The 24,684-nt window shown below is 30.5% G+C and carries 25 protein-coding genes and 1 pseudogene; 13 read left to right on the forward strand and 13 right to left on the reverse strand.

All coding sequences use genetic code 11. The features are described 5' to 3' along the window. Positions 1-28 precede the first annotated feature (28 nt). The 3 genes from CRN98_RS04900 to CRN98_RS04910 form a co-directional block, all read right to left on the reverse strand. Positions 29-661, reverse strand: coding sequence for a uridine kinase family protein (locus CRN98_RS04900; RefSeq protein ID WP_242960834.1), 633 nt, complete (start codon positions 659-661; stop codon positions 29-31). After that, entirely contained in the window at positions 654-1,187 is a 534-nt protein-coding gene (locus tag CRN98_RS04905; protein ID WP_097026304.1) for an ECF transporter S component, read from the reverse strand. Before CRN98_RS04905 ends, CRN98_RS04900 begins: the two co-directional genes overlap by 8 nt. Positions 1,188-1,552: 365 nt before the next feature. After that, positions 1,553-2,227 carry a beta/alpha barrel domain-containing protein gene (locus CRN98_RS04910; protein ID WP_097026469.1) on the reverse strand — a complete coding sequence of 225 codons (675 nt, stop codon included), beginning with the start codon at positions 2,225-2,227 and terminating at the stop codon, positions 1,553-1,555. A gap of 329 nt (positions 2,228-2,556) precedes the next feature. Between CRN98_RS04910 and CRN98_RS04915 the strand changes: the two genes are divergently transcribed. Continuing rightward, positions 2,557-3,585 carry a DUF1835 domain-containing protein gene (locus tag CRN98_RS04915; protein ID WP_097026305.1) on the forward strand — a complete coding sequence of 343 codons (1,029 nt, stop codon included), beginning with the start codon at positions 2,557-2,559 and terminating at the stop codon, positions 3,583-3,585. 122 nt (positions 3,586-3,707) lie between these two features. Here CRN98_RS04915 and CRN98_RS04920 read toward each other — a convergent pair. Next, positions 3,708-4,013, reverse strand: a pseudogene (locus CRN98_RS04920) (Uma2 family endonuclease); the annotation flags it as partial. Between the two features lie 226 nt (positions 4,014-4,239). Between CRN98_RS04920 and CRN98_RS04925 the strand changes: the two are divergent. Together CRN98_RS04925 and CRN98_RS04930 are read left to right on the forward strand one after the other, a co-directional pair. Further along, positions 4,240-5,010, forward strand: coding sequence for a DUF2087 domain-containing protein (locus CRN98_RS04925; RefSeq protein WP_097026307.1), 771 nt, complete (start codon positions 4,240-4,242; stop codon positions 5,008-5,010). 171 nt (positions 5,011-5,181) lie between these two features. Then, on the forward strand, positions 5,182-5,439 hold the full coding sequence (locus CRN98_RS04930; protein ID WP_097026308.1) for a hypothetical protein: 258 nt from the start codon (positions 5,182-5,184) through the stop codon (positions 5,437-5,439). Between the two features lie 126 nt (positions 5,440-5,565). On the opposite strand, the gene CRN98_RS04935 is transcribed toward CRN98_RS04930, so the two are convergent. The 4 genes from CRN98_RS04935 to CRN98_RS04950 are packed head-to-tail and all read right to left on the reverse strand — an operon-like array spanning position 5,566 to position 8,946. Then, a complete protein-coding gene (locus CRN98_RS04935; RefSeq protein WP_097026309.1) occupies positions 5,566-6,417 on the reverse strand; it encodes an ABC transporter permease in 852 nt (283 codons plus the stop codon). Next, a complete protein-coding gene (locus CRN98_RS04940; RefSeq protein WP_097026310.1) occupies positions 6,417-7,322 on the reverse strand; it encodes an ABC transporter ATP-binding protein in 906 nt (301 codons plus the stop codon). Before CRN98_RS04940 ends, CRN98_RS04935 begins: the two co-directional genes overlap by 1 nt. A gap of 5 nt (positions 7,323-7,327) precedes the next feature. Next, positions 7,328-8,413 (reverse strand): zf-HC2 domain-containing protein, encoded by a 1,086-nt coding sequence (locus CRN98_RS04945; RefSeq protein ID WP_097026311.1) that lies wholly within the window; start codon positions 8,411-8,413, stop codon positions 7,328-7,330. A 2-nt stretch (positions 8,414-8,415) separates the two neighbouring features. Then, positions 8,416-8,946, reverse strand: coding sequence for an RNA polymerase sigma factor SigX (locus CRN98_RS04950; RefSeq protein ID WP_097026312.1), 531 nt, complete (start codon positions 8,944-8,946; stop codon positions 8,416-8,418). A gap of 509 nt (positions 8,947-9,455) precedes the next feature. Here CRN98_RS04950 and CRN98_RS04955 point away from each other — a divergent pair. From CRN98_RS04955 to CRN98_RS04965, 3 genes are all read left to right on the forward strand, one after another. Next, on the forward strand, positions 9,456-9,917 hold the full coding sequence (locus CRN98_RS04955; protein WP_097026313.1) for a GNAT family N-acetyltransferase: 462 nt from the start codon (positions 9,456-9,458) through the stop codon (positions 9,915-9,917). A gap of 304 nt (positions 9,918-10,221) precedes the next feature. Continuing rightward, positions 10,222-10,986, forward strand: a complete 765-nt coding sequence (locus tag CRN98_RS04960) for a PHP domain-containing protein (protein WP_179631934.1) — start codon at positions 10,222-10,224, stop codon at positions 10,984-10,986. Positions 10,987-11,144: 158 nt separating this feature from the next. Then, positions 11,145-11,657 carry a DUF3189 family protein gene (locus CRN98_RS04965; protein WP_097026315.1) on the forward strand — a complete coding sequence of 171 codons (513 nt, stop codon included), beginning with the start codon at positions 11,145-11,147 and terminating at the stop codon, positions 11,655-11,657. A gap of 137 nt (positions 11,658-11,794) precedes the next feature. Here CRN98_RS04965 and CRN98_RS04970 read toward each other — a convergent pair whose 3' ends face one another. Next, positions 11,795-12,322: a 2'-5' RNA ligase family protein gene (locus CRN98_RS04970; RefSeq protein WP_097026316.1), complete on the reverse strand. Its 528-nt coding sequence runs from the start codon at positions 12,320-12,322 to the stop codon at positions 11,795-11,797. Between the two features lie 329 nt (positions 12,323-12,651). Here CRN98_RS04970 and CRN98_RS04975 point away from each other — a divergent pair, with 329 nt between their 5' ends. From CRN98_RS04975 to CRN98_RS05005, 7 genes are all read left to right on the forward strand, one after another. Beyond that, positions 12,652-13,791 carry an MFS transporter gene (locus CRN98_RS04975; protein ID WP_097026317.1) on the forward strand — a complete coding sequence of 380 codons (1,140 nt, stop codon included), beginning with the start codon at positions 12,652-12,654 and terminating at the stop codon, positions 13,789-13,791. Between the two features lie 120 nt (positions 13,792-13,911). Then, positions 13,912-14,451, forward strand: coding sequence for a chromate transporter (locus CRN98_RS04980; protein ID WP_097026318.1), 540 nt, complete (start codon positions 13,912-13,914; stop codon positions 14,449-14,451). Beyond that, positions 14,448-14,969: a chromate transporter gene (locus tag CRN98_RS04985; protein WP_097026319.1), complete on the forward strand. Its 522-nt coding sequence runs from the start codon at positions 14,448-14,450 to the stop codon at positions 14,967-14,969. The genes CRN98_RS04980 and CRN98_RS04985 overlap by 4 nt, the downstream gene beginning before the upstream one ends. A 244-nt stretch (positions 14,970-15,213) precedes the next feature. Further along, positions 15,214-17,883 carry a cation-translocating P-type ATPase gene (locus CRN98_RS04990; protein ID WP_097026320.1) on the forward strand — a complete coding sequence of 890 codons (2,670 nt, stop codon included), beginning with the start codon at positions 15,214-15,216 and terminating at the stop codon, positions 17,881-17,883. 155 nt (positions 17,884-18,038) lie between these two features. Further along, positions 18,039-19,226 carry a WD40/YVTN/BNR-like repeat-containing protein gene (locus CRN98_RS04995; protein ID WP_097026321.1) on the forward strand — a complete coding sequence of 396 codons (1,188 nt, stop codon included), beginning with the start codon at positions 18,039-18,041 and terminating at the stop codon, positions 19,224-19,226. A 138-nt stretch (positions 19,227-19,364) separates the two neighbouring features. Beyond that, complete coding sequence (locus CRN98_RS05000; protein ID WP_097026322.1) at positions 19,365-19,790, forward strand: YaaR family protein; 426 nt, start codon at positions 19,365-19,367, stop codon at positions 19,788-19,790. Between the two features lie 217 nt (positions 19,791-20,007). Next, positions 20,008-21,201 (forward strand): hypothetical protein, encoded by a 1,194-nt coding sequence (locus CRN98_RS05005; protein WP_097026323.1) that lies wholly within the window; start codon positions 20,008-20,010, stop codon positions 21,199-21,201. Positions 21,202-21,564: 363 nt separating this feature from the next. Here the strand turns inward: CRN98_RS05005 and CRN98_RS17470 are convergent, their stop codons facing one another. The 4 genes from CRN98_RS17470 to CRN98_RS05020 are packed head-to-tail and all read right to left on the reverse strand — an operon-like array spanning position 21,565 to position 24,401. Then, on the reverse strand, positions 21,565-21,774 hold the full coding sequence (locus CRN98_RS17470; protein ID WP_143331276.1) for a hypothetical protein: 210 nt from the start codon (positions 21,772-21,774) through the stop codon (positions 21,565-21,567). Between the two features lie 32 nt (positions 21,775-21,806). Beyond that, complete coding sequence (locus CRN98_RS05010) at positions 21,807-22,253, reverse strand: DUF340 domain-containing protein (protein ID WP_097026324.1); 447 nt, start codon at positions 22,251-22,253, stop codon at positions 21,807-21,809. Between the two features lie 3 nt (positions 22,254-22,256). Next, a complete protein-coding gene (locus tag CRN98_RS05015; protein ID WP_097026325.1) occupies positions 22,257-23,078 on the reverse strand; it encodes a DUF3100 domain-containing protein in 822 nt (273 codons plus the stop codon). Further along, positions 23,079-24,401, reverse strand: a complete 1,323-nt coding sequence (locus CRN98_RS05020; RefSeq protein ID WP_097026326.1) for an amidohydrolase — start codon at positions 24,399-24,401, stop codon at positions 23,079-23,081. Between the last annotated feature and the right edge of the window lie 283 nt (positions 24,402-24,684).

A 24,684-nucleotide genomic window follows, 5' to 3' on the forward strand; every position in this document is an offset into this window, starting at 1 on the left:
TGCAGCCTTATTTTTATATAGTTTAAATTTAAAAAACTAAGTCGCTGTGCTCGGGAATCTTCATCTCTTTAAAATACTCATTTTCTAAGGGAATCCATTCGCAAAGGAAGCGTTTGTGCATTATAGGACCATTTCTTTTTAAAATTCTAAGGCTTTGTTCTTCTGGTTCAATATGCAAAAATATTTTTAAGTCATAGCTATCTATTAAAGTAGGATGCATACTATAAGAACCTTCGATAATATTAAGCCTTTTAGGAATTACTGATATACATTCAGTTAGTGCCATTTGTTTACAATCATATATTTGATATTTAAACTCCTGTCCACTTTTAAGTCCAGTGATAACTTCTTCTTTAAATCTAACGTAATCTACATTTCCACCAACTTCTTTTAATCGCTTTTCTGTCTTTAACTCAGGTCTAAGAAAAAAATCATCCATATGAAATAGGTTACAATCATATACTTCACTTAAAAGGTTAGCTAATGTACTTTTTCCTGAACCGCTATTTCCGTCTACGGCTATCATCATGGTATCATGAGATTTTAACAGAGAATCAATTTTAGAAAATACCTTAAAATATTTATTATCTTGAGCTTGCATCTTCGGATGCAGTTTATGTTGCTTCAACAACAAATTTTTAAAGTCTACTATATTATGCATTTTCTACTACTCTTGCCTTTCTTAAAGTTACAATAATGATAGGAATAATAATGATTTGAAGAAGAATACCTGGAAGTGCATTGATGAATGCACCAGTCATAAAAACTTTCCAAGTAAATGCAGCACCCTTTACTCCATATAAGAAAATGCTAACAATACCCCAAACTACTCGTCCACAAATCATAGATATAATCAATGATATATAAATAAAAATATTCTTTTTTGGAAATAAATTGCCTAAAATTCCTGATATACAGCCATAGGTAGCTAGTTCAAAAGCCATTGCAAGGGCAACAGGAAACATAATTGGCATTCCCAAAATTATGCTTCTAAGTATTGGTACAATAAAACCAACTATTAAACCGTAGGGCCATCCACAAACAAAGCCACTAATTAAAACTGGTATATGCATAGGTAGTAATTTATTACCTATGCTTGGAATTTGTCCTGTGAGAAAGGGCAATATAAGCCCAAGAGCAATAAATAACCCTGAAAATACTAAATTTTTTGTTGATAATTTTTTCATGTTTTAAAATTCCTCCTAATAAAAATATCATGTAGATATAAGGAAAACATCAAAATTTATGTAGTTGTTTTCCAAAGACGATATACCTTCATGGTATAATTATTAAAGAATAATTGTGGTAGTTTGGTGAATTGCTAACTTCGGTTAGCTATTATGATAATTTTAACTCAAAATACAAAATTATACAAATGAATATATAAAATGTCTATCAGTCTGGAGAACTTGTAAAAGAATCAACTGTTTCCATTATGGAAATAGTTTAGATTGTTAATAAAGGCTAAAGGGTAGTATCCCTTTAGCCTTTAGTTTTTTATATAGGGGAGAGGTTATAGATGAAGAGAATCAGCCATTCGTATTAATATTATTTATAGAGTTTCTCTGTAATTATCCATGATATTAGAGAAAAGTTCTGCAGTACTTGGAGGGGTATATGTAATTGCGTTAGCCCCTGCCTTAATTGTATTACGAATACTTTCTACATTGGGTCCTCCTGTGGCAATGATGGGTATGTATGGAAATCTTGTTCTGATGCTCTGGACAAGACTAGCTGTTTTAGGTCCACCTGAAACATTAAGTATAGAAACTCCAGCTTTTATCCTTTCTTCAATACATTCCTTTTCTGATACCACAGTGATTACAATAGGGATATCGATTTTCTTTTTCATTTTCGTAATAATATCATTTGGCGTAGGGGCATTTAAAACAACACCAAAAGCCCCATGTAGTTCAGCATGAAGAGCAATATCAATGGATCTTTGTCCTGATGTCAAGCCTCCTCCTACTCCTACAAAAACTGGACTAGGAGATACTTCTATAATAGCATGAGTTATTGAAAGCTGAGGAGTGAATGGATAAACTGCAATTACTCCATCTGCATTGCAATTTTTGATTATAGCAACATCTGTTGAAAAAATCAGTGACTTTATTCTTTTTCCAAAAATATTGATACCACTTGCATCATATATTTCTTTTGGAACCTCTACAATTCTCTTTCTAAGTCTTGATTCTATTACCGGTACATATTTCTTATCTTTTATCATATTTTCCAAAATAAGATCTCCTAACATGCTTTTAATGATTTTAAAATTAATTTACCCTTTATTTTGTTTGCTATTCGGTATTCGGTATATATGGTTATTAAGTTCATTTTATTTTTTAATTTCTAATAACTCAAAATAACTTAATAAAAATAAAAGTGATTAGTATCTATAAATTTAATTTTAGCTAGTAAACCACCCATATGAATTGTATTATATGAAGAATTAAAAGTAAATAAATTTTATAAAAATTAAGTTGAAATAATATACGATATATATGGTAAAATGTTGAAGAGAATATAAGATAATAAGATAATGTGAGGGACGAATTTATGAAAAATATAATTCATATATGTTTTTCACCAAGTGCAGGTGGAGGCTTAAAATATGCTGTTAAAAATAAAAAGTTATTAGAAGGAAATGAAGTCATTGTATTTCGTGATGATATTTCACAAGGAACAATAGAAAATAGTATAGATATAGATAAAAGAATTGATTGGTGGAAGAACATTGATCAAGAAGATGAACTTTGTCCCAATGATAGTGATTATCTAAGAGGAAATTATAACAAATTTTATAAAAAAATTTCAAAGATTAAAGATTCAGATGTAATTTATTTATGGTATGGTGAGTGTAGTAGTGAGATTTGTGGAATGCTGTATACTTTGGAGCTTTTAAAAGATAGAATCACGAATATGTATCTTATAAATGTATCGGATATAATTAAAGAGTCTGCAAATATTGTATATACATATAGGGCAGTGGCAGAAGTTATGCCTGAAGATCTAAAGAAATTTATTAAGATAAAAAGAAAAATTGAATTAAAAGAATATGATGATTTGATAAATCAATGGAATTCATTAAAAAAGGATAATTCAATACTACGTATTTTTAAAGATGATAAGGTAGAAAGTGTAAATGAAAATTATTTTGATATAGATATATTAAAGTATACAGAAAAGGAATTTAAAAAATCAGCAAGAATTGTAGGAAATATAATGGGATTTAGTGAAACACGAATTTCTGATGACTACATATTCTGGAGAGTAAAAGAACTTGTGAAATCAGGAATGATAGAATTCAAAGGAAAATTTGGGATTATGAGGGAGATGGAAATCAAAATAACTCAAAAGGGACTTGAATACCTTATTACTGATTCAGAAGCAATTGCATTTTGGCAAAATAGAGAAGATGATTTGGATAGAAAAACAGAAATAATAACTGAAGCAAAAAAACAAGGAAGAATGGAAGAAAAAATAAGTATAGCTAAAAAGCTTATTGGTGTTTTAGATATAGAAATTATTTCAGAAAAAACAGGATTAACTGTGGGGCAAATTAGAAGTCTTAAAATTGATATTTAGATTTTTATTAATCACCTCGGGGGCAGAACCAAACTTAATTTAATTTTCATTTTGAGGACAAGTAAACCCATATCAATGGTGATATGGGTTTTTTAGCCTTTCGCTAGCTTGATTTATGTTATCTAATCAAATATATTACTTAATGGAAACTTTAAGTCATTAAAAACAACACTCGTATACTCATCATTTTGGGTAAGATTAGAAGTAACATCATAACTTCCGTCAATTAAACTGTACTGTATAACCTTACCGCCTTGGTGCACAATATTATATTCTCTTACTCCAAACTTTTCATATATCAATGGTTTTACAAACAAGTCATTACTTGTTGTAGCCTTTGACAAAACCTCAAAAATAACTACTGGAGCGGATATATATTTTTCACCTCTGGTTTTCCCGTCACACATAACGAATACGTCAGGCTGATATTCATATTTTGAATTTTCATCTTCATATTTTAAATTCCTTCTGAGATTGCTTACCTATATATTATAGTAAAGTGTTGAGGAGGTAACAAGGTGGTTAGGATATTTAGATATAAGTTTAGATATATATAGACTAATAATAAATATGTTTATATATTTATAGACAAATCTTAAATTAATCAATATAATATTAATAGAGAGATAATTATATTGAAAGGAATTGAGTTTTATGGATATAAAATCAAATGAATTATTTTGGGGTGCAACAATAGATGAAGTAAAAAAAGGATTTACAGAGAATGAGCAGGAGTATAAATGTATAATTTGTGAAGAGGCATTTCAAAAGGGACGTATATATGAAATAAAATCAGAATTATATGATGCAAAAAAGGCAACAGAGATTCACGTAGAGGAAAGACATGGCTCTATGCTTGAGTACTTATTAGGAATGAATTCAGCTTTCACAGGAGTATCAGATGTTCAGAGAGAGTTAATAACCCTAATTGCACAAGGATTATCAGATAAAGAAGTTGCAGCAAAGCTTGGAGTTGCTCAATCAACTATTAGGAATCATCGTTATAAGCTAAGAGAAAAGGAAAAGCAAGCTAAGTTATTTTTAGTTATGATGGATTTACTCACAAATAGTACAAAGAAAAAAATTAGTAAGTTAGAAAAAGAGGTTATATGTGACCCTCATAAGACAGCAACTATTTTAGATGATAGATATAATATTACGGATAAGGAAAAAGAAGATACCATAAAAATTTATATGGATGATACGGGAGCATTGAAGAGCTATCCATCTAAAGCAAAGAAGAAAATTATTGTATTAGAAGAGATAGTTAAAAATTTTTCTAAAGGAAAGACTTATTCAGAAAAAGAGATTAATAGAGTTTTGAAAAGAATATATGAAGATTATGCAACTATAAGAAGAGCCTTAATAGAATATGGATTTATTGAAAGAACAAATGATTGCAATAGCTATTGGGTTAAGGAGTAAATGTTAGAAGATGAGAAAAAGTAAAAATTTGTGGATGTATATAGGAGGACGATTCGTTGCAGTAATATTTCTAATAAATGCCTGTGATGAGGCTTATGAAGCAAAAGAAATATAATTACAAGTGGATATCCATTTTTAGTATCAAGGATATGTCAAATAGTAGATGAGGATTTGTTATCAGAAGAAAAAAGAGAATGGACAGTGACAGATATACAAAAAGCTGTAAAATTACTGTTAGAAGAGAAGAATACCTTATTTGATGATTTGATTAAGAATCTTGAGAATAACTCTGAGCTGTATGAGTATATGTATAATACACTAGTTAGTGGATTACCAACAACATATAATATAAATAATCCTATTATAGATTTAGGGCATATGTTTGGATATCTAGTAAAGGATAAAAATATATTCGAAGTTGTTGTTTAAAAGATAGGCTTATTGAAGTCTATCTTTTTTATGAAAAAACACAATGAAAATTTGAAATAGAAAATAAAATTTAAAGTGCCAAAGTTTTAATAACAATGGCACTTCTTTATTAATATTATCTAAAATCTATCCAATATCCTTCTTCTCAAATCCTTTAATACTCATAAATATAAAGAACACCAAATATACACATACATAAACCATCATCCATACACTTGGTGTGGTTGATTTTCCTGACATACCAAAGCCTCCTATAAAATGAAAGGAGCCCAAGGAGGTAAAGATAATGGAGATCATTTTTCTATAAATTACTTCAAAAGGGGAAATCAAACTGGAAATTATCCCAATGGTTGAAAGGGAGGCATTATTAATAACTGATCCTGCCTGCTCCATTACTCCGCCAATTATCCCAAGCATATATAGCGATATTGTTAATATTCCATTATTTAAGGTTTTGAATTTAGTACTTCCATAAAGAGCTAGTGCCAATATGGTCAAAGGCTGAAGAATAAATAGCAGGAAGCCTTTAGCCAGTGCTGCTATACCAAAGGTTTCTACAATAGATATTTTACTCATGGTAGAAATAATAATCACTGCTATATAAATAATAGCACTGTATAAAATAATAAGAATAGCTGTACCCAGGTACTTTCCTATTATATATTCGCTTCGTTTAATTGGCTTCGTTAAAATGGTCAAAATCGTTCCATTTTCTAGTTCAGAGGAAACTATTCCTATGGACAGCATTACCGTTAAAAATGCTACAAGCATACTGGAAAAATAAAATCCAAGTATAGAAATAGTAGAAGAAAGATCCACAATCATATTTATCATGCCATTATTATCATTGAGATTCTTACCTATAAGTGTAAAAATAATGGTTAAAAGAATAAGATATAATAGAGTTAATATTCCTATAAAATGAAAAATTTTCTTTCTGTAGATTTCTTTAAAAGTGGACAGTGCAATGGCAAACATTATTCTTGCCCCCTTTCAACAAGTTTTATAAATAGCTCTTCAAGACTATTCCTGTGAGGGGTAAGACCATAGAGTTTTCCGCCGCCTGCTATAATTAATGAGGCAACTTCATGGATCTCATGGTTTTCCTTTATATGCATTTTGATATTTTTTCCATCAAAAGTTACGTCTTCATCAATCTTTTCAAGCTTATTTAAAATTTCATTATTTACATCTTCTGCATGAATATCTAAAACAGTTTCTCCTTCTAAAAGGTCATTCATTTTCCCTTGTTTTATAATGGTTCCTTTACTAATAATAGCAGCGCTATCGCAAACCATTTCTACTTCACTTAAAAGATGACTGTTTAAAAATACAGTTTTTCCTCTGCTTTTTAGTTCTAGCATAATATCTCTAACTTCTTTTCTTCCTATAGGATCTAGGGCAGAGGTAGGCTCATCTAAAAAGAGAAGCTCTGGGTCACAAAGAAGAGCACTGGCAATCCCTATTCTCTGCTGCATTCCCTTACTATATGTACCTATTTTATTTTTTTCAGCACCCTTTAGATTAACAATTTCAAGGACTTCTTCTATTTTTATAGAAGAAGTTTTCTTATCAAGCTTATATAATGAGGAGTGGAAGGACAGGAGGTCTAATCCTGTCATCCATTCCTGATACTTAAAAAGTTCAGGTAAATATCCTATTTTTTTCTTTGTTTCAATATCCCCAATAGGTTTGCCTAGTATACGTGCAGTTCCTGAAGTAGGGAACAATAGCCCTACAATGGTTTTTATAAATGTACTTTTTCCTGCACCGTTAGGACCCAAAAATCCATAAATTTCACCTTGTGGTACAGCTATATTTATATCCCTACAGCCCTTATTGGTTTCATATATTTTGGATAGATTTTCAGTTTCAATTATCAATTATATCACCTCATAGATTTTACAATTTCAATTATTTCATTTTTATTTACATCTCCATCAATACAAATTAAAGTATCATCCTTAAGAACTACAACAGAAGATCTATTATTTTCAAAGTATCCAACGGCTTTCATTCCATCTATAGTCATTTCTTCAACGTTATTTTCTACGTTAGGAACATACAAAGTATTTTTCCAATCCTTCATGGATTTTAACTGTTTTTGCATTTGTGGTGGCAATACAGAAAGCTCTGAAAGAGCATTGAATATTTCATCAACATTTGCTTCAGCAGGTGCAAGAATTTCTGGTACTTTGGTTTCTGTTACAGATATATCTTTGTTATTTGAAGCATCTTTATATCTAATATTTAATGTACCAGCCATGTTTAAAGAAAAAGTTTTTCCATCTAAATCATTAGGGAATACCTGTTTACCTCCTAAAGATTTAAGAAGCTCATTCACATTTTTTACATTTAGAGTAAAATCAACCTTTGCAGGTTTATTCATAATAATACTTTCTGTATTTTTCTCTGATATATTTTTAGGAACTAATACTGTGAATGGTAAAGCCTTTTTTGCTTCTTCTATAGTTACAGTCTTTTCCTCGCCCCCTTGGCATTTAACTTTACCTATTTTATCAAGATTAATATCCGCATTACGTTCTTCAAGTGCTTTTTCAAGCTTATTAATATCATCTAATGAAATATCTACACTCTTAATATCCTTTGCTCTAAAAATTGAAACCATGTCAATAACTGCTGCTTTTATAGGTTGAACTGTAACACAAGTAGTTATCACAAGGGCTGCACAGGCAGCTACTGCTATATTTTTATATTTTTTCATATCTTTAAACGCTCCTTTTTTATTCTTTATTTCAATATTCATACTTCCTGTTTTTATATTATTTATATCAAACTCTTTTTTATAATCTTCAAGCTTTCCCATAGAAAAGCTGTTTGTAGAATTTAATTCTTTATAAATTTCCTTACATTTTTCACAGTGAAAAAGATGCATTTCTAATTCTTTTATTTCAATATCATTAAGCTCTCTGTCAATATATGCTTGAATACTTCCTTCACTTGGACACTTCATTTTTATTCACACCTCTTTTCTGCGTTTAAGTAGCTTTCCTTAAATTTTGCTTGTGCTCTCGATATAAGCGTGCCTACAGAGTTTTTATCCACTCCAATTACTTCTGCAATTTCACTATATTTGTATCCTGAAAACTTTAGAAGCAGACACATACGGTCTCTAGGTGAAAGTATATTTAGCACCTTTCTAGTTAAATCTACTTCACAATTATTAATTGCAACTTCTTCAATTGAAACGACGTTATCTATTTCTTTTTCATAAATCACTTCGTTTTTTCCTTCATGAATTTTTTTATTTCTTATATAGTTATATGAAAGATTAGTAGAAACTTTATTTAACCATCCAGCAATATTGTCATGATCAGGAGGTGAATTATATAACTTCACAAATACCTCCTGTGTTAAATCTTCTGCAGCATACATATCCCCAGTGAGGTAGGAAATTCTTCTGAAAATGGTGTCATAATACTTTTCATAGGCAGTTTTAAAATCTTGTTCTTCTTTTTTCTTCTTAAAATAACTGATAACACCCATACCTTTGTCTTTTTCCTCCTCCCTAGGTAACTTTGTTCAAAAGCTTTTGATTGATTAATATATTCTAGAATATTTTTTGATACCTTTTTTTTCCTCGATTTTGGTATCTATAATATTAACACATAAGTATTAAAAATTGTGACAAGGAATTTTGGAAAAATTCTTATTGAATTATAAATTAGGGAATATCACATAAAATATAACAAAGTCTACGTTACTTGTGGTACGATGAAACGTATCTATGGAGAACCAAGATTAATAGAGATTGATTAATGGATAAGAAATAGGAAATGATATTATTGGAAAAGTAGATAGAGAAGTTTTAATGGAAGAACTCTATTATTATAGATTATTTTTAAAGAAAAGAAGAAAATTATTAATAGAATGCATTTTGGAATAAGCATATCTTGGATGTGACGAACATATTACCTTGTGCATAAGTTATTAAGGGAAACAATGAAATTAGATTCAAATAAAGGATAAAAGTAATGAAAAAATGGGGGTTATGAATGAGTATATATTTTAAAGAAATTACTATAGAAAATTGGGAAGAATGTATTGAGTTGAAAATTTCTAAGGAACAGGAAAAATATCTCCCACACTCAAATCTTAAATCAATTGCAGAGTGGAAGTTCAATCCACGTTGGACTGCCTTAGGGATTTATATAGATGGTATTATGATAGGGTTTTCTATGTATGGTATAGTGCAGGATGATAATCCGACATATGATGGAACTATGTGGATTATGCGTCTGATGATTGATGAAAGATATCAGGGTAATGGGTATGGAAAATTAGCTTTAAGTGAATTAATAAAAAAAATTAAAAACGAGGGACATTATAAGGATATATGGCTTAGCTTCCATCCTGAGAGTAAAACAAATCTAAACCTATATTCATATTTTGGATTTAATCAGGTTATTACTGGTTTTGAAGCAGATGATGAAATCTTTTATAAACTTGAATTATGATTTTAATAAAAAATAATTATTAATTATAACGAAAAAATTTTAATGGTAAAAAACAAATACTTGAGTAGAGTGCGATAATTTTATCTTTTTACATCTGACTTGAAATCAGACGTGCGTGTTATGCATGCACCTAGGGTTTGAGTTCCTATCTCTCCGCCAAAATCAAGTATTATACAATAATATGGGCAAAATAAAACTGGATGGTAAACATGCCATAGGGAATTTACATAGGTGGATACAAGAAGCTTTTCAATTTGATAATGAAACAATTAATCAAAAGATATTAAACTATGGAGGGGATAAAATGAGTTTTAAGATTATTGCAGACTATCATACTCATACTAATATTGCAAAGGGGCATATTCCCTTATTTAATATTATTTTTGGAGAACATGCAAAAGGAAGTATTGAATCAAATGTTATAGCTGGAATAAAAAAAGGATTAAAAGAAATAGCAATAACAGACCATGGTTATAGGCATAGTACCTTCGGGATGAAACTAAATCAATATAAAGAAGTACGTAAAGTAATTGATGATTTTAATAAGAGTTCATTATTGAAGGAGAATGATTTTAAGATTCTTCTTGGTATAGAATGTAATATTGTTACTAGAAAAGGGGATATAGATCTTAAAGATGAAATAATTGATTACCTGGACATAATTTGTGTGGGTTATCATCCTGGAGCGGTACAAAATCCACTTTTATTGAGGAATTATACAGAAGCTGCAATTAATGCTATTAAAAAATATGAAATTACAATATTAAATCATCCATTAGAGCATGTTAATCCAGATATTATTGAAATTGGAAAGGTCGCTGTTGAAAGAAATACTGCTTTAGAAATTAACAGATCTCATAGGAATATGGATATTGAAACAATAAAAAAGTTAAAGAACATGGGCGTTAAATTTTCATTGGGAAGTGATGCACACAAATCGGAGGATGTAGGGGATTTTGGTAAAGCATATAATATTGCAGTTGAGGCAGGTCTCACAGATGATGATATTGTTAATGCTGATGGAGATGCACATAAATTAATGAAATTATTAAGAGATTGGGTTCGGTAGTGGTAACGGATTGCAACATATTTATTTTATGTATAAAGAATTGTAGAACATTGGAGAACTTGGATAAAATGTGTTCAAAGAATGTTTAATATAAATGTTTATTGCATATACTACAATTATTAAAATAAAGTAAAAAAAGAAGAAATTAGGTGATTTAAATGATATACATATATAATTGTTTTGGAGGAACCCACTCGTCTATTCTAGCAATTGCTTATCACTTAAAAATGCTAGATGAAACTCGAGAACCAACTAAGGATGAAATATTGAAATTACCTAACTTTAATAAGTTAGTATATGGAAATCGTGGAGAACTTTTTTATTATGGAAGTGATAAAGATGGGAACGAAGTCTATGTTGTAGGCAGGGGACGTTCAAAGGTTTTAATTCCAGGATTATATAATTTAGCTTCTATGCTACATAAACAAAATCTATTAAATGAGAAAATTATATTTTCCAATACGTCGCCAACTGTTCCATTACCAATGACATTTGGTGGATTATTTTCTAGGTGGTTAAAAATTGATTTTATAGGAGTGCCCTTGCTTGTAAAGGGAGCAAAACAATCATACAAGGACGTTATAAAACTTGTAAATCACACAAAGAAAGCAGCAGAGGAAGATAAGTCAGGGGTTATTATTTTAGATAATAAGGAATTTAAGAAAAAATGATTTTTAACTGTTATAGGGGTTATATCAACTAAAAGCTGATATAAATTTTTATCTCAAAACGGAAAAGTAATTGATACCTTTATGCCCTATGAAATTATTACAATTGGAGAGATTTAAGAAAAGCACCCCAGGGGTGCTTACATTAATTGGTATTCTTTATATGATTCCCACTTATAATTTCCCCATTTAAGTATGGTGATGTTATCAAAATAGGTGTCAAATTGAGGATTAAAGTTGCTTATATAATTCCAAATGGAATCATATTTTTCTCTAGGAATACGTGTAACTATGGTGGCATGGAATGTCTTTCCCTTACCATCATTTCTTTTCCATTCAAGCCAAGGCAAAGTTTTTAACTCGTCTATAAAAGCATTATGAACTTTTAAACCATTACTAGACATATTTATATCCATAAAAATTGTATCTGTTCTAAAATGATTGATGCCATCTATTTTCATAGGTTCTTTCTTATTATTAGTTACAAAGTTTTTGATAACAGTTTCAATTTCATTGATTTTATCAGTTTCAAAGGGAGCTTTTATGGTGAAGTGTCCAGGAAGCTTTTGTCTTTTTACATTAAATTTAGAACAAACATCAGTTACTAATTTTTCATGATAGTTTAAAGATTCTCCCTTAAGTAAACAAACAATAACATATCTATCCATGATCACCCTCCAATTACTTTACTTAATAGTTAGTGATGAATAATTAATAATTTTAGTGTTTGCAATACCTAGTCTAATTATGATGATTATATTTTAAATATTGGAATTTCGCTAGTTAAATATGTTAAAATATAAATTAATAATACTAAAGGAGAAAATATTATGCGACGACCTTGATACGCCATGGTAAAAATTCATTTTTAAAGGGAACATCTCAGTTTACTGAGATATGCTGATTTATAACAAAATTAGAAATCGTTATAAGTCATGAAAAAATTAGCCTTTTAAAAGGTTTTTTATGCTGCAAAAAAATAGTGAGGTGTATCAAGGTGAAAAATAAAAATTTATATATAATGTATGCCATATCCTTTCTACATGGGTTGGTGTTTTATGGTCCTGTGGCAACTTTGTTTCGTCAAAGCAGAGGACTTACGCTTTCAGAAATATTTTTGCTTGAAAGCACATTAATGATGCTTATGATAGCTTTTGAAGTGCCTTGGGGATATTTTGCTGATAGGTTTGGGTATAAAAAGACTCTTTCTATAGCATACTTCTTATTTTTATTATCCAAAATAGTATTTTACATGTCCCGTAGCTTTATAGGATTTTTAATAGAAGCAGTGATAGCTGCTTTAGCTATATCAGGAGTTTCAGGCTGTGATTCTGCTTTTATTTATGAGTCTAATAAAGAAGAAGCAGAAAAGTCCTTTGGAAAATATAGTGCGTTTAGTAGCGCGGGATTTTTGATAGGAGCATTTTTATCTACATTTATGATAGATGTATCTCTAGACATTCCGGTAATTTTAACTATAATACCTTATGCTATAGCCTTTTTACTTATATTTTTTGTGAAAGACGTGAAGTACGTAGGAAACGGTATAAATATGAAGGATAGTTTCAAATGTGCATTTAGCGAAAAAAATATATTTTTATTTATAATGTCTCTGGCACTTTTAGGAGAGGTGGCAAGAGCACTATGTGTATTTTTAAATCAACTTAAATACATTGAGGTAGGCATAAACTTAAAGTATTTTGGTATACTTACTGCAATGCTTCAAATAGTAGGGCTTGCATCTTTAAAAACTTATAAGATAAGTGAAAGGTTTGGACAGGAGAAGGTTATAAAAATAATATTTATATTAGTGGCTGTAAATACTTTTATATTAGCATATACCTCTAGCTATATAATTACAGTTTTAGCCCTTATATTCATACAGGGAGCATTTGTGCTATCAAATCCGTTGAGTATGGATATTCAAAATAAATCGGTAACTACAGATAATAGAGCAACAATTTTATCTATATATGCAATGACAGCCGATATAATAAATTCTGCTATCAATATAGCAGTTGGGAAAGCTACAAATGTTTCTCTTAAATTTACCTTTGTATTTTGTGGAGCTTTAATTATAGTAGGATTTATTTTTGTTTCTGTGTACTTTAAAAAGGAAACAGTTCGCAGAAATTGATAGGTGCTGATTTTTAGCTAGATCCTGCAAGGAAATATATCAATAAATTGATAAAGTCAGCCATATGGCTGACTTTAAACAGTGATTATTATCTATTATTTATAAAATTGAGGTGATAACATGAAAAAATTTTTACAAATGTTTATAAGCTTCTTCAAAATAGGAGCTTTTACCTTTGGTGGGGGGTATGCCATGATCCCACTCATTGAAGAAGAAGTAGTTAATAACAAAAAGTGGATATCAAAAGAGGAATTTGTGGATATCGTAGTTATTTCACAATCCTTTCCCGGAGCTTTAGCAGTAAATACTTCAATATTTATAGGATATAAAATAAATGGTATTTTAGGAGCTGTTATGGCACTGCTTGGAACAGTCATTCCCTCATTTATAATAATACTTTTAATAGCTTCAGTTTTTATGCAGTTTAGAAATAATTATTATGTTGAACAAGTTTTTAAAGGTATAAATGGTGCAGTGCCAGTACTTGTGTTAATTGCAATATTAAGCATTTCAAAGTCAGTAAAAAAGAGCTACTTAAATTTTGGCATAGTTATAGTTGCATTAATATTGCTTCAAGTTCTAAATGTTAATCCTGTGGTTGTAATCATTCTTTCAGGGATTTTTGGGGTTATCTATTATAGAGAGAAGGTGGAAGAATGAATATTATATTACAGCTTTTTTTATCCTTCTTAAAGATAGGAGCTTTTAGCTTTGGTGGAGGATATGCCATGCTTCCACTTATTGAAAGGGAAATAGTTAAAAATCATAATTGGATTAATTATAGGGAGTTTACAGATATAATAGGCATTTCACAAATGACTCCAGGACCAATTGCTATAAATTCTGCAACATTTGTAGGATATAAAGTAGGAGGTGTTTTAGGAAGCGTGGCAGCATCCATAGGTGTGGTTACAATATCATTTATATTGGTATCCATTGCCACCCATTACATAATGAAGTTTAAAGAATCTAAGGCTATAAAATCAGCTTTTATGGGAATGAGACCAGCACTTATAGCGCTTATTTTATCAGCATTTTGGTCACTAGCTAAGACGTCTTATGTTGATATCAAAAGCGTAGTAATAGGTATCTTGACTTTAGTAATGCTATTATCTAAAAAAATACATCCAATTATGGTAATTGTAATATCAGGTATACTAGGAGTAATATTATATTAGAAAATCTTCACAAAAATTTCTTGTATGTGGAAAAACTCTATGATATAATTACCTTTGCAAAGGGGAGTAGCAATTATTTAACTATTCGTCATCTCGGTAAGATTTACCCGGATAGTTATTCTCCAAAAGAGTTAGCAAGACCTTTGCTCTATTTGTGCACAAGATAGAGCAAAGGTCTTTTTTATTAATTTTTTTTAATAAATAAAATCTTGAAGACAAATAATAATATATGAGGTGAAGCAGAATGTGGTTTGAAAAAAGTAATGAAGAGGTACTTAAAGAGCTTTCTACAGATCAGCATGTTGGTCTTACTTCGGAAGAAGTAGAATCAAGAAAAGAAAAGTATGGACTAAATATGCTTGAAGGTAAAAAGCCAAAAACAATGCTGAGAATGTTCTTTGAACAATTAAACGATCCAATGATTTTTATCTTACTAGGCGCCGCATTAATTTCTGGATTCATGGGAGAAGTAAGCGATGCAATTATAATTGCAGTAGTTATTATTCTTAATGCTGTTATAGGAATCATACAAGAATCTAAAGCTGAAAAGGCATTGGACGCATTAAAGAAGATGTCTACGCCTAAAGCTGTAGTAAAAAGAGATGGTGAATTAAAGGAAATAGCTTCAGAAGAATTAGTTCCTGGAGATGTAGTAATACTTGATGCTGGTAGATATATCCCATGCGATTTAAGACTTGTAGAAACAGCAAATCTTCAAATTGAAGAATCAGCTTTAACTGGAGAGTCAGTTCCAGTAGATAAGAATGCTAATTTAAAATTTGACACTAGTGAAATACCACTAGGAGATCAAAAGAATATGGCATTTATGTCTACTCTTGTAACCTATGGTAGAGGGGTTGGTATAGCAGTTGGTACTGGTATGTCAACTGAAATAGGTAAAATAGCAAAATTGCTTGATGAACAAGAAAATGAACAAACTCCACTACAAAAGAAACTTGCAGAGCTTAGTAAAACATTAGGTTTTGGAGCTCTTGGAATATGTGTTGTAATGTTTATAGTTGCCATAATTCAAAAAAGAGACTTTTTTGAAATGTTTTTAACAGCTATAAGTTTAGCAGTAGCTGCGATACCAGAAGGACTTCCAGCTATAGTTACCATAGTTTTAGCTATGGGCGTTCAAAAGATGATAAAAGAAAATGCTATAATAAGAAAACTTCCAGCAGTAGAAACTTTAGGTGCAGTTACTGTAATATGTTCGGATAAAACAGGTACACTTACTCAAAATAAGATGACTGTAACTAAGTTTTACGGAGATAATGTTTTAGGAAACATAAACGATTTAGATATAAAAAATTCAGTTCAAAAATTATTATTAGAAAATATAGTATTATGTAATGATGCAACTTATAGTGAAGAATCAAAAACAGGAGATCCAACAGAAATAGCTTTACTTGAAGCTGGTGTAAAGTATGATTTGTTTAAAAAGGGATTAAATGAAGATCATAAAAGAGTAAACGAAATTCCTTTTGATTCAGATAGAAAACTTATGACCACAGTAAATAAGTATAATGATAAATTTTATGTAATGACAAAGGGAGCTACAGATAATTTAATTAATCTTTGTAATAAGGCATATATAAATGGAGAAGTAGTTTCATTAACAGATGAAATTAAAGATAACATAAATAAAGCTTCCTTAAGTATGTCAAATGATGCATTAAGAGTTTTAGGATCAGCATATAAAATATTAGACTCTGAAGCTATAAATATTGATAGTTTAGAAAGTGATCTTATATTTATAGGACTTGTGGGAATGATAGATCCACCAAGAGAAGAGGTTAAAGATTCTATCGCTGAAACTAAAAAATCAGGAATTATAACTGTAATGATTACTGGTGACCATAAAAACACTGCTTTTGCAATAGCTAAGGAACTTGGAATTGCAGAAAGAGAAGATCAGGCAATATTTGGAGCAGAGCTTGATAAAATGAGTGATGAAGATCTTGCTCGTAGAGTTAAAGATTTAAGGGTATTTGCTAGAGTATCTCCTGAGCATAAAGTTAGAATAGTTAAGGCATTTAAATCTAATGGAAATATAGTTTCTATGACAGGTGACGGTGTTAATGATGCTCCATCACTTAAGATGGCAGACATTGGAGTTGCTATGGGTATTACAGGTACAGACGTTGCTAAAGGTGCAGCAGATATGGTACTTACAGATGATAACTTCTCAACTATAGTTTCTGCTATTAAAGAAGGTAGAAATATATTTAACAATATAAAGAAATCTATAGTATTCTTACTTTCTTGTAATATAGGTGAAATTGTAGCATTATTCTTTGCAATATTATTTGGATGGGCGACACCGCTAAAACCAATACATTTATTATGGGTTAACTTAGTTACAGATAGTTTTCCAGCATTATCCCTTGGTGCAGATCCAGGAGATCCTGATGTTATGAAGGAAAAGCCAAGAGACCCTGAAGCTAGTTTGTTTGCTGGAGGAACAGGTTATTTCTTAGTACTAAATGGATTACTCATTGGTATATTAACTTTAGCTGCATTTATAGTTGGAATTAAGGTATATACTGGAGATACAAACTTATTCCCATTATTCCCTAAGGGTAATGTATCTGATGAAGCTTTAAAACATGCACAAACAATGGCTTTTGTTGTGTTAAGTGTATCACAGTTATTCCACTCATTTAACTTAAGGCACCCAAGAAAGTCTATATTCCAGGTTGGAATATTTACTAATAAATACTTATTAGCTTCTGTATTATTTGGAATATTCCTTTCAGATGTTGTAATTACAGTACCATTTTTAGCTAATATATTTGATGTTTGGGACTTAAATCCAAGAGATTGGATGATGGTAGGAATACTTTCAGTAATTCCGCTTGTAGTAAATGAAATAGCAAAAATATTCTTAAGAGCAAGAGACAACGCTTAAAAAATAAGAGGTATTATCTTTTTAGATAATACCTCTTATTTTTTTATGCTAAGTAATAGAAATAATTAATTATTCTATTAAATCCCAGATATAGGCTATAATAATTGGCATTTTAGTCAATAATAGAAGTAAAGTAAAATTAAAGGAGGTAAACTATGAAAAGATTGTTTTATATATTCATAAGCTTAATTTTTATAACTTCAACTACAGCTTGTACTCAAACTTTAAAGAAAAATGATAATAGCAAAGTTGAAGTAAAGTCAGCATTTAAAGTACAAAAATCAGATAAATATAATTTTATAGATTTTAATATGATAGATAATACCTATGGATGGGCAATTGCAAAGGAAGGAATACTTAAAAGTAAAGATGGAGGAGTTACATGGCAGAATATTACTCCAAAAGGCGTTAATTTAATTGATAGTGAGAATATAAGTAATAAAAGCTTTGAGGAAAAATCATTATTTCATGCATTTGTAGATAAAGAAATTGCCTTTGTAGGCTATAGAGAAAAAAATAAGATTAAAATATTTAAAACTTTAAATGGAGGAGAAAAATGGCAAGAAACTAGTTTGGCTCTAGAAAATAATTGGGAGAAGGATACACCAAAAGTTAATATAGATGTTATAAATTCTAAGGAAGCTTTTATAATGATTACATCATCTAAAATCTCAGATAATTCAGATGTTGAATTATACAAAACAGAGGATCTTGGTAGCCATTGGACAAGAATAACTAAAAATGTTATAGCTAGTTTAAATACTAAGGGTGACTTTTGTGATATAGAAAGCATAACTGGTATAGAATTTATTAATAGGAATATGGGATGGTATACTGTTAAAGGTGAAAAAATAAAATATCCATTTATATATAACACAAGGGATGGAGGAGTAACTTGGGAAATTCAAAATTTAAATGTACCTAAAGAGTACTTAAACAGTAAGGAATATGGGATAAATACGTTTCCACCTAAGTTTAGCAAAGATAATAAACAAGGATATCTTCCAGTAGAATTTAATTCTAAGGATAAATCATCTATGATATTTTATAAAACTATAGATGGAGGATTGACCTGGAATCCTTCAATGCCTATTGAAACACAAGGAGGCATAGAAATAATCTACGGAGTAGATAAGGATGGTATACTTTGGATTGTAGATGGAGAAGGAAATAAAATATATAGAATTTTTTATAATGATAACAATGTAAATGAAATAACTACTGAAATAAATCTTAAGGGAAGAAAGGTACAGTTTTTAGATAAGAATACAGGGCTTTTAGTATTAGACGGCATATTATATAAAACTAAAGATAAGGGAATTACATGGGAAGTAGTTAAATAAAGGAAATTGCCACGCAATTTCCTTATTTTTAATTGTACTAAAATGTAACCTTGATATATAATAAAATAGTGAAATAGATTTATATAAGCAATATTTAACTTTAAATTATATATCAGATAAAGGTGAGGGGAGAGTAACGTGGAGATATCGAGAGTTAGAAATTCTTCTTTGATAAATAAAAATGATAATAAACATATAAGTGAAAAAAAGGACTTTTCTCAGAACTTTAGCTTTGCAAGGGAAAGAAGAAATGAACAGCAGTTAAAGGAAATGCTAGAGGAGATACAGAAAAAAGGTAATAGGCTTGCCGTAACAAAGTGTTACTCAGATGTGTTTGCTTATAAAAAAATGATAAAAGAATACTTAAACTCAGTACTATCATATATGTATGGCTTAAAAAAGGATATAAGCTTTTGGCAAACTCAATATTTTATAACAGTAGATACTATTGATGAAAAACTACAAGAACTTACTGAAATGCTTTTAAGTAATGAAAAGGAAAACCTAAATATAGCAAAAACTATAGATGACATATCAGGACTTATAGTAGATATTTATAAATAAATATATTTATTGTATTTTAAGTTTAGCTATGTATAAAAATTTAAGTTCACAATTAAATATTCATGTTATAATAGTTTGTTTTATGGAACCATGTTCAAAGTCTGCATTATATGTAGGTTTTTAACATGGTTTTATATTTTTAAAAATTAAAAGGATAATTATATTTTTATTGAATATATATGTTATATGAATTTTTATAAAGAAAGGAAGGATATGTATGGCTCCTATAACGGCACTTTTAATCATTGCAGTTATTTTTGCACTTGGGGACTTTATAGGAACAAAGACAAAAGCATGGATACCATCGGTATTTGTAGTAGCGATACTATTTTTAGCGGGCTATTGGACTTTTTTACCTAAAAATTTAATTGATCTGCCTGGATTTGGAATGCCTTTTGCAAGTATAGCTATGTATATGTGTATTACTCATATGGGAACCATTATAAGTATTTCAGAATTAATAAAACAATGGAAAGTTATTGCGGTAACCATAGCTGGACTTGCTGGAATGATAATTGCCTGCTGGCTTATATGTATTCCATTAGTAGGAAGAGAATATGTAGTAGCAGGACTTCCACCACTTACAGGAGGAATAGTAGCTGCTCTTATGATGCAGGAAGGTGCTGCTAAGAAGGGGTTAGAGCTTGCTTCAATTCTTGCAATAGTAATGTATGTAATGCAGGGATTTGCTGGATACCCACTTACTGCTATTTGCTTAAAAAAAGAAGGAAGAAGACTTTTAAAGATATACCATGCAAATGGAGGAGCTGAAGGAGTTAAGGCTTTAGAGCAAGCTTCAGCAGCAACAGAAACAAAATTAGAGAAGAAAAAACTTATACCTAAAGTTCCTACAAAGTACAATACTGCTTCAGTAATGTTTGCAAAAATGGCTTTTAGTTCATTTTTAGCAGTGCAAACAGCAGCACTTACTCATAATAAGGTTTCACCATTTGTATTATGTTTAGTTTTTGGTATTATACTTCAAGAAATAGGATTTTTAGAAAGAGATATATTACATGCTTCTAATTCATTTGGTTTTTTAATGTTTGTGCTTATGGTGTATATATTTGGAGCACTTTCTAAAGCTACTCCAGCAATGCTTGTAAAAATAGCTTGGCCGTTGATAATAATTATAGTTGTAGGGGTAATAGGCATGGCTATTACTTCAGTGCTTTTAGGAAAATTCCTGGGAATGACTAAAGAAATGGCTTTTGCAACTTCACTTACAGCTTTATATGGCTTCCCACCAAATTATGTTTTAACAGAAGAAGCTTCTAAGGCGCTTGCAAAGGATGAAGATGAAAAGAAATATCTTATGGATAATATGCTTCCGCAGATGATAGTAGGAGGATTTGTAACTGTTACAATAACTTCTGTAATTATAGCAGGAATATTTATAAACCTACTGTAGAATATTAACACATTTTTAATGCTCAGGGTCGTGTAGAATTTTCATCTAAGAAGGCGGTTCATTTTGCCGAGAGCGGCTAATATTTATAAATTTAAAATCCCTAAGCCTCCTAAACTCGCTGTTGCTCAGACAGTAGGATGCTCTTAACGGTATTTTAAATTTATAAATAAAGCCGTTCTAAGGCTCACTCAATGCCTTCTACGATGCAAATTCTATACTCCTGAGCATTAAAAAGTTCTTCATGTGAACTGCTGGAGGAAGAAATTTCGCTTTGGCGAAAATTTCTAAAAACCTATATATACTATATAATTGCAGAAATTCAGTTTACTGAATTTCATCATTTAGCTAGCAGGTGTTTGTAGGTTATATTTTTAATGTTGAACAAAAGTATGGGATTTGCATTGTAGAAAGCATTGAGCAAACAATTAAAAGCTCTTTATTTCTGATTTCAAGGTGCCGTATAGAGCCTTCTACTGTTTGAGCCATGGCGAGTTTAGAAGGCTTAGGCACCTTAAAATCAGAAATATTAGAGCTTTTTTGCGTAGCGAACGCTTTCTTAGATGCAAATCCCATACGTGATGTTCAACATTAAAAATGTTTGAATTTTATATTTGTCCAAGTGCTTTTAAAATAACTTGAGCAATTATTGCAGAACCAATATAAGTTCCTACAAATACTACACAAGAAACTACAATAAGTCTCCATCCAGATTTTTTAAAGCTATCTAAATCTTTACCTATGGAAAGTCCAACATATGCAAGTATTGGAGTAGTTAAAGCTAAAAAATCTACTTTTGCGATATATTTAGATATTTGAGCCGCACCAGGAAAGCTTGGATAAGTTAATATACAAGCAAGTGTTACTATATAAGCAACTGCTGGGATTTTACCTGGCATTATCTTACTAAGTGCTATGCCAACAATGGATATACCAATTAGTATAAGCATACCAGGAAGAGCTTCAAGTATATTATTTTTAGGACCTATCATATTTCCAACAAGGGAGAGTGCTCCCATTAATACTAGTACAAATAATGAATCTTTAAGTTTCATAGACTATGCCTCCTCTACTGTTTTATGCTGAGCATTCTTTACCTCAGGTGCAGGAACGCCATATTTTAATTTATAACTTTTCCTATAAAGCCATTCAGCAAAAGGAAGAGCAATCCAAAGTGACATATATAACCCATCAAGCCCTGATAGCATATTGCTTGCTGCACCAAAAGCTGCTAAGGTATCTGACATTTCAGGGAACATAGCAGATAATGAACCAACTGATGCAGTCATCATACTAGCACTTCCAACACCAGATGCCATAGCCAGTGCATAAGGATGAAGTGGAGTATAAGCTGCACAGAAACTTGCTATTACTCCAAAGAATACTGTTCCAAGTACTGTTCCGCAAATGTAAACACCCATTACACCTTTTCCTTCATCACCTTCTAAGCCATATATGTCGCTTATTAAAGCTACATTTGGTTCTCTAGCAATTGAGTGAGCAGCACCTATAGATTCACGTTTTAATCCTAGAAATACTGCTAGAGGAATACCTAAAAGTACAGTTCCTATATTACCAAACTCCTGAAGTATTAAAGCAGGACTAGATTGAATTATTTTAGGAAGAGTAGGTCCAATTTGAGAACCATATTTGGCCATTAAAAGCATGAGGGAAATAGTAATAAGAGAACCGGCATCATTCATATCTTTATCATTTAATACTTTTAAAAATTTAGGACTTAAAAATATTCCCATTATTAATGCATAAAGCATAGGTAAAAGAACTATTGTTCCAGGACCAAACTTAAATTTCATAACACCTATCATTTCAGAAATTATAATTAATATAAGAACTAAAACATGGTTTTTCCAATTTTTCATTTACTGAACCTTCCTTTCAAAACGATCTTCTAAAAACTTTATATAATCTTCTTTACTTTTAAATGTTGGAGTATAACAATTCATTAAATATTTAGCTTCCTCAGCATCTCCATAAAGTAAATCTATAACTGTCATAGCCATAAGCTTTGCAGGTAAAATAACAGCCGCATTAAAGTCTTCTACTTTAAAATCCTTAGTATGAAGTGCACCAGATACGCCTCCTATGAATGGATGAATTGATGGAATTAAGTTTGATACATCTCCCATATCTGTGGAAGCTGCAAAATGCCCTGCATCTATAACTTTATCTTCTGGTAAAAGCTTCTGTGCATTTTCTTTAAATATATTATTTAAAGGTAAAGAAGCTTTTAATGGCATATGGCCTGGAATTGTATCTATTATGGTTTGTGCTCCCATGGCGAATCCACCACCAAGTAAGGCGCGGTCAACTTTTTCATTTGTAACTGTAATAGCCTGTACAGACTTAGCTCTTACATAGGTCTCCATTCTTACATCTGATGGAACGCTGTTAACTGTATCTCCGCCTTTAGTTATAACAGGATGCACTCTTATAGAATCTTCATCTCTAAAGGATTCCCTTAAAGCATTTATTCCCATGATTCCGAGTGTAGCTGCGTTTAAGGCATTTACTCCTTCATGAGGTGCTTCTGCTGCATGGGCAGCCTTTCCTATATATTGTATAGTTTTTCCAACAAATCCATTGCTTGATTCTCCAATGGCTACAGTAGGCTCAGGTGAGTTTTTTAAAGAATGAACCATCATAGCTATATCAACGTCATCAAAAGCTCCTCTATATATAAGTTCTTGTTTCCCTGATAAAAAGTGAAGTTTTCCTTGTTCTTTAAGTTTTTGTCTATAAGAAATTTCTATATATTCTTCTGCAGGAACTGCCATAAATGTAACATTTCCACATAATTTATCTTCTATATTTGAAAGTTTTAATCCGAGTGCTGCTCCAAGCATTGAAGCTATTTGCAAGTTATGTCCACAAGTGTGAGAAGCACCAGTTACTTTATTGGCCTTATCGCTATCAAAACATATTACTCCATCTAATTCTCCAAGAATTGCTACATTAGGTCCATTACCACTGGTTTTAAGTTCACCCTTTACTCCGGTAATAGCTAAATTATCTTCGAAGGATATGTTTAGCTCTTTTAAAAACTCACATACTTTTTTAGAAGTTTCTATTTCCTTAAAACCTAGCTCTGGCTCATTTTCTATAGCTAAAGATAAGTTTCTTATTTTATCTACATTTTCATCAATAATGTCGCATACTATTTTTTTCAATTCTTCTCTAATCAATGGTATCCCCCCTAAGTTAAAAATAGTCTAAATATTATGTATTATTTACGAAAACAAGTGTTTCCTGCAAACGCACAATATAATTGTATGCCTCTAAAAACTATTTGTCAACATAAAGAGACATACTATTAAATAAGATATAATAAATTATTAACTCAATTAAACCTACTAAACCATTTATATTAAAAGAGCTTTAAATGGTTATCGATGTGATAAAAATTATCATATTGATAACCATTTTGTTATGTAATTAGATAATTTTTAACATACTTATATCATATAT

Origin of the sequence: Clostridium peptidivorans, from assembly GCF_900205925.1 — a bacterium.
Taxonomy (GTDB): domain Bacteria; phylum Bacillota; class Clostridia; order Clostridiales; family Clostridiaceae; genus Clostridium_AK; species Clostridium_AK peptidivorans.

Excerpts from the sequence above, each read along its gene's own strand:
- CRN98_RS04900 (WP_242960834.1), bottom strand. The coding sequence starts at position 661 with ATGCATAATATAGTAGACTTTAAAAATTTGTTGTTGAAGCAACATAAA.
- CRN98_RS04905 (WP_097026304.1), bottom strand. The coding sequence starts at position 1,187 with ATGAAAAAATTATCAACAAAAAATTTAGTATTTTCAGGGTTATTTATT.
- CRN98_RS05005 (WP_097026323.1), top strand. The coding sequence starts at position 20,008 with ATGGCTCCTATAACGGCACTTTTAATCATTGCAGTTATTTTTGCACTT.
- CRN98_RS04960 (WP_179631934.1), top strand. The coding sequence starts at position 10,222 with ATGAGTTTTAAGATTATTGCAGACTATCATACTCATACTAATATTGCA.
- CRN98_RS04965 (WP_097026315.1), top strand. The coding sequence starts at position 11,145 with ATGATATACATATATAATTGTTTTGGAGGAACCCACTCGTCTATTCTA.
- CRN98_RS04980 (WP_097026318.1), top strand. The coding sequence starts at position 13,912 with ATGAAAAAATTTTTACAAATGTTTATAAGCTTCTTCAAAATAGGAGCT.
- CRN98_RS04985 (WP_097026319.1), top strand. The coding sequence starts at position 14,448 with ATGAATATTATATTACAGCTTTTTTTATCCTTCTTAAAGATAGGAGCT.
- CRN98_RS04995 (WP_097026321.1), top strand. The coding sequence starts at position 18,039 with ATGAAAAGATTGTTTTATATATTCATAAGCTTAATTTTTATAACTTCA.
- CRN98_RS04945 (WP_097026311.1), bottom strand. The coding sequence starts at position 8,413 with ATGAAGTGTCCAAGTGAAGGAAGTATTCAAGCATATATTGACAGAGAG.
- CRN98_RS04935 (WP_097026309.1), bottom strand. The coding sequence starts at position 6,417 with ATGTTTGCCATTGCACTGTCCACTTTTAAAGAAATCTACAGAAAGAAA.
- CRN98_RS04970 (WP_097026316.1), bottom strand. The coding sequence starts at position 12,322 with ATGGATAGATATGTTATTGTTTGTTTACTTAAGGGAGAATCTTTAAAC.
- CRN98_RS04925 (WP_097026307.1), top strand. The coding sequence starts at position 4,240 with ATGGATATAAAATCAAATGAATTATTTTGGGGTGCAACAATAGATGAA.
- CRN98_RS05015 (WP_097026325.1), bottom strand. The coding sequence starts at position 23,078 with ATGAAAAATTGGAAAAACCATGTTTTAGTTCTTATATTAATTATAATT.
- CRN98_RS04915 (WP_097026305.1), top strand. The coding sequence starts at position 2,557 with ATGAAAAATATAATTCATATATGTTTTTCACCAAGTGCAGGTGGAGGC.
- CRN98_RS17470 (WP_143331276.1), bottom strand. The coding sequence starts at position 21,774 with ATGGGATTTGCATCTAAGAAAGCGTTCGCTACGCAAAAAAGCTCTAAT.
- CRN98_RS04990 (WP_097026320.1), top strand. The coding sequence starts at position 15,214 with ATGTGGTTTGAAAAAAGTAATGAAGAGGTACTTAAAGAGCTTTCTACA.
- CRN98_RS05010 (WP_097026324.1), bottom strand. The coding sequence starts at position 22,253 with ATGAAACTTAAAGATTCATTATTTGTACTAGTATTAATGGGAGCACTC.
- CRN98_RS04910 (WP_097026469.1), bottom strand. The coding sequence starts at position 2,227 with ATGATAAAAGATAAGAAATATGTACCGGTAATAGAATCAAGACTTAGA.
- CRN98_RS04950 (WP_097026312.1), bottom strand. The coding sequence starts at position 8,946 with ATGGGTGTTATCAGTTATTTTAAGAAGAAAAAAGAAGAACAAGATTTT.
- CRN98_RS04955 (WP_097026313.1), top strand. The coding sequence starts at position 9,456 with ATGAGTATATATTTTAAAGAAATTACTATAGAAAATTGGGAAGAATGT.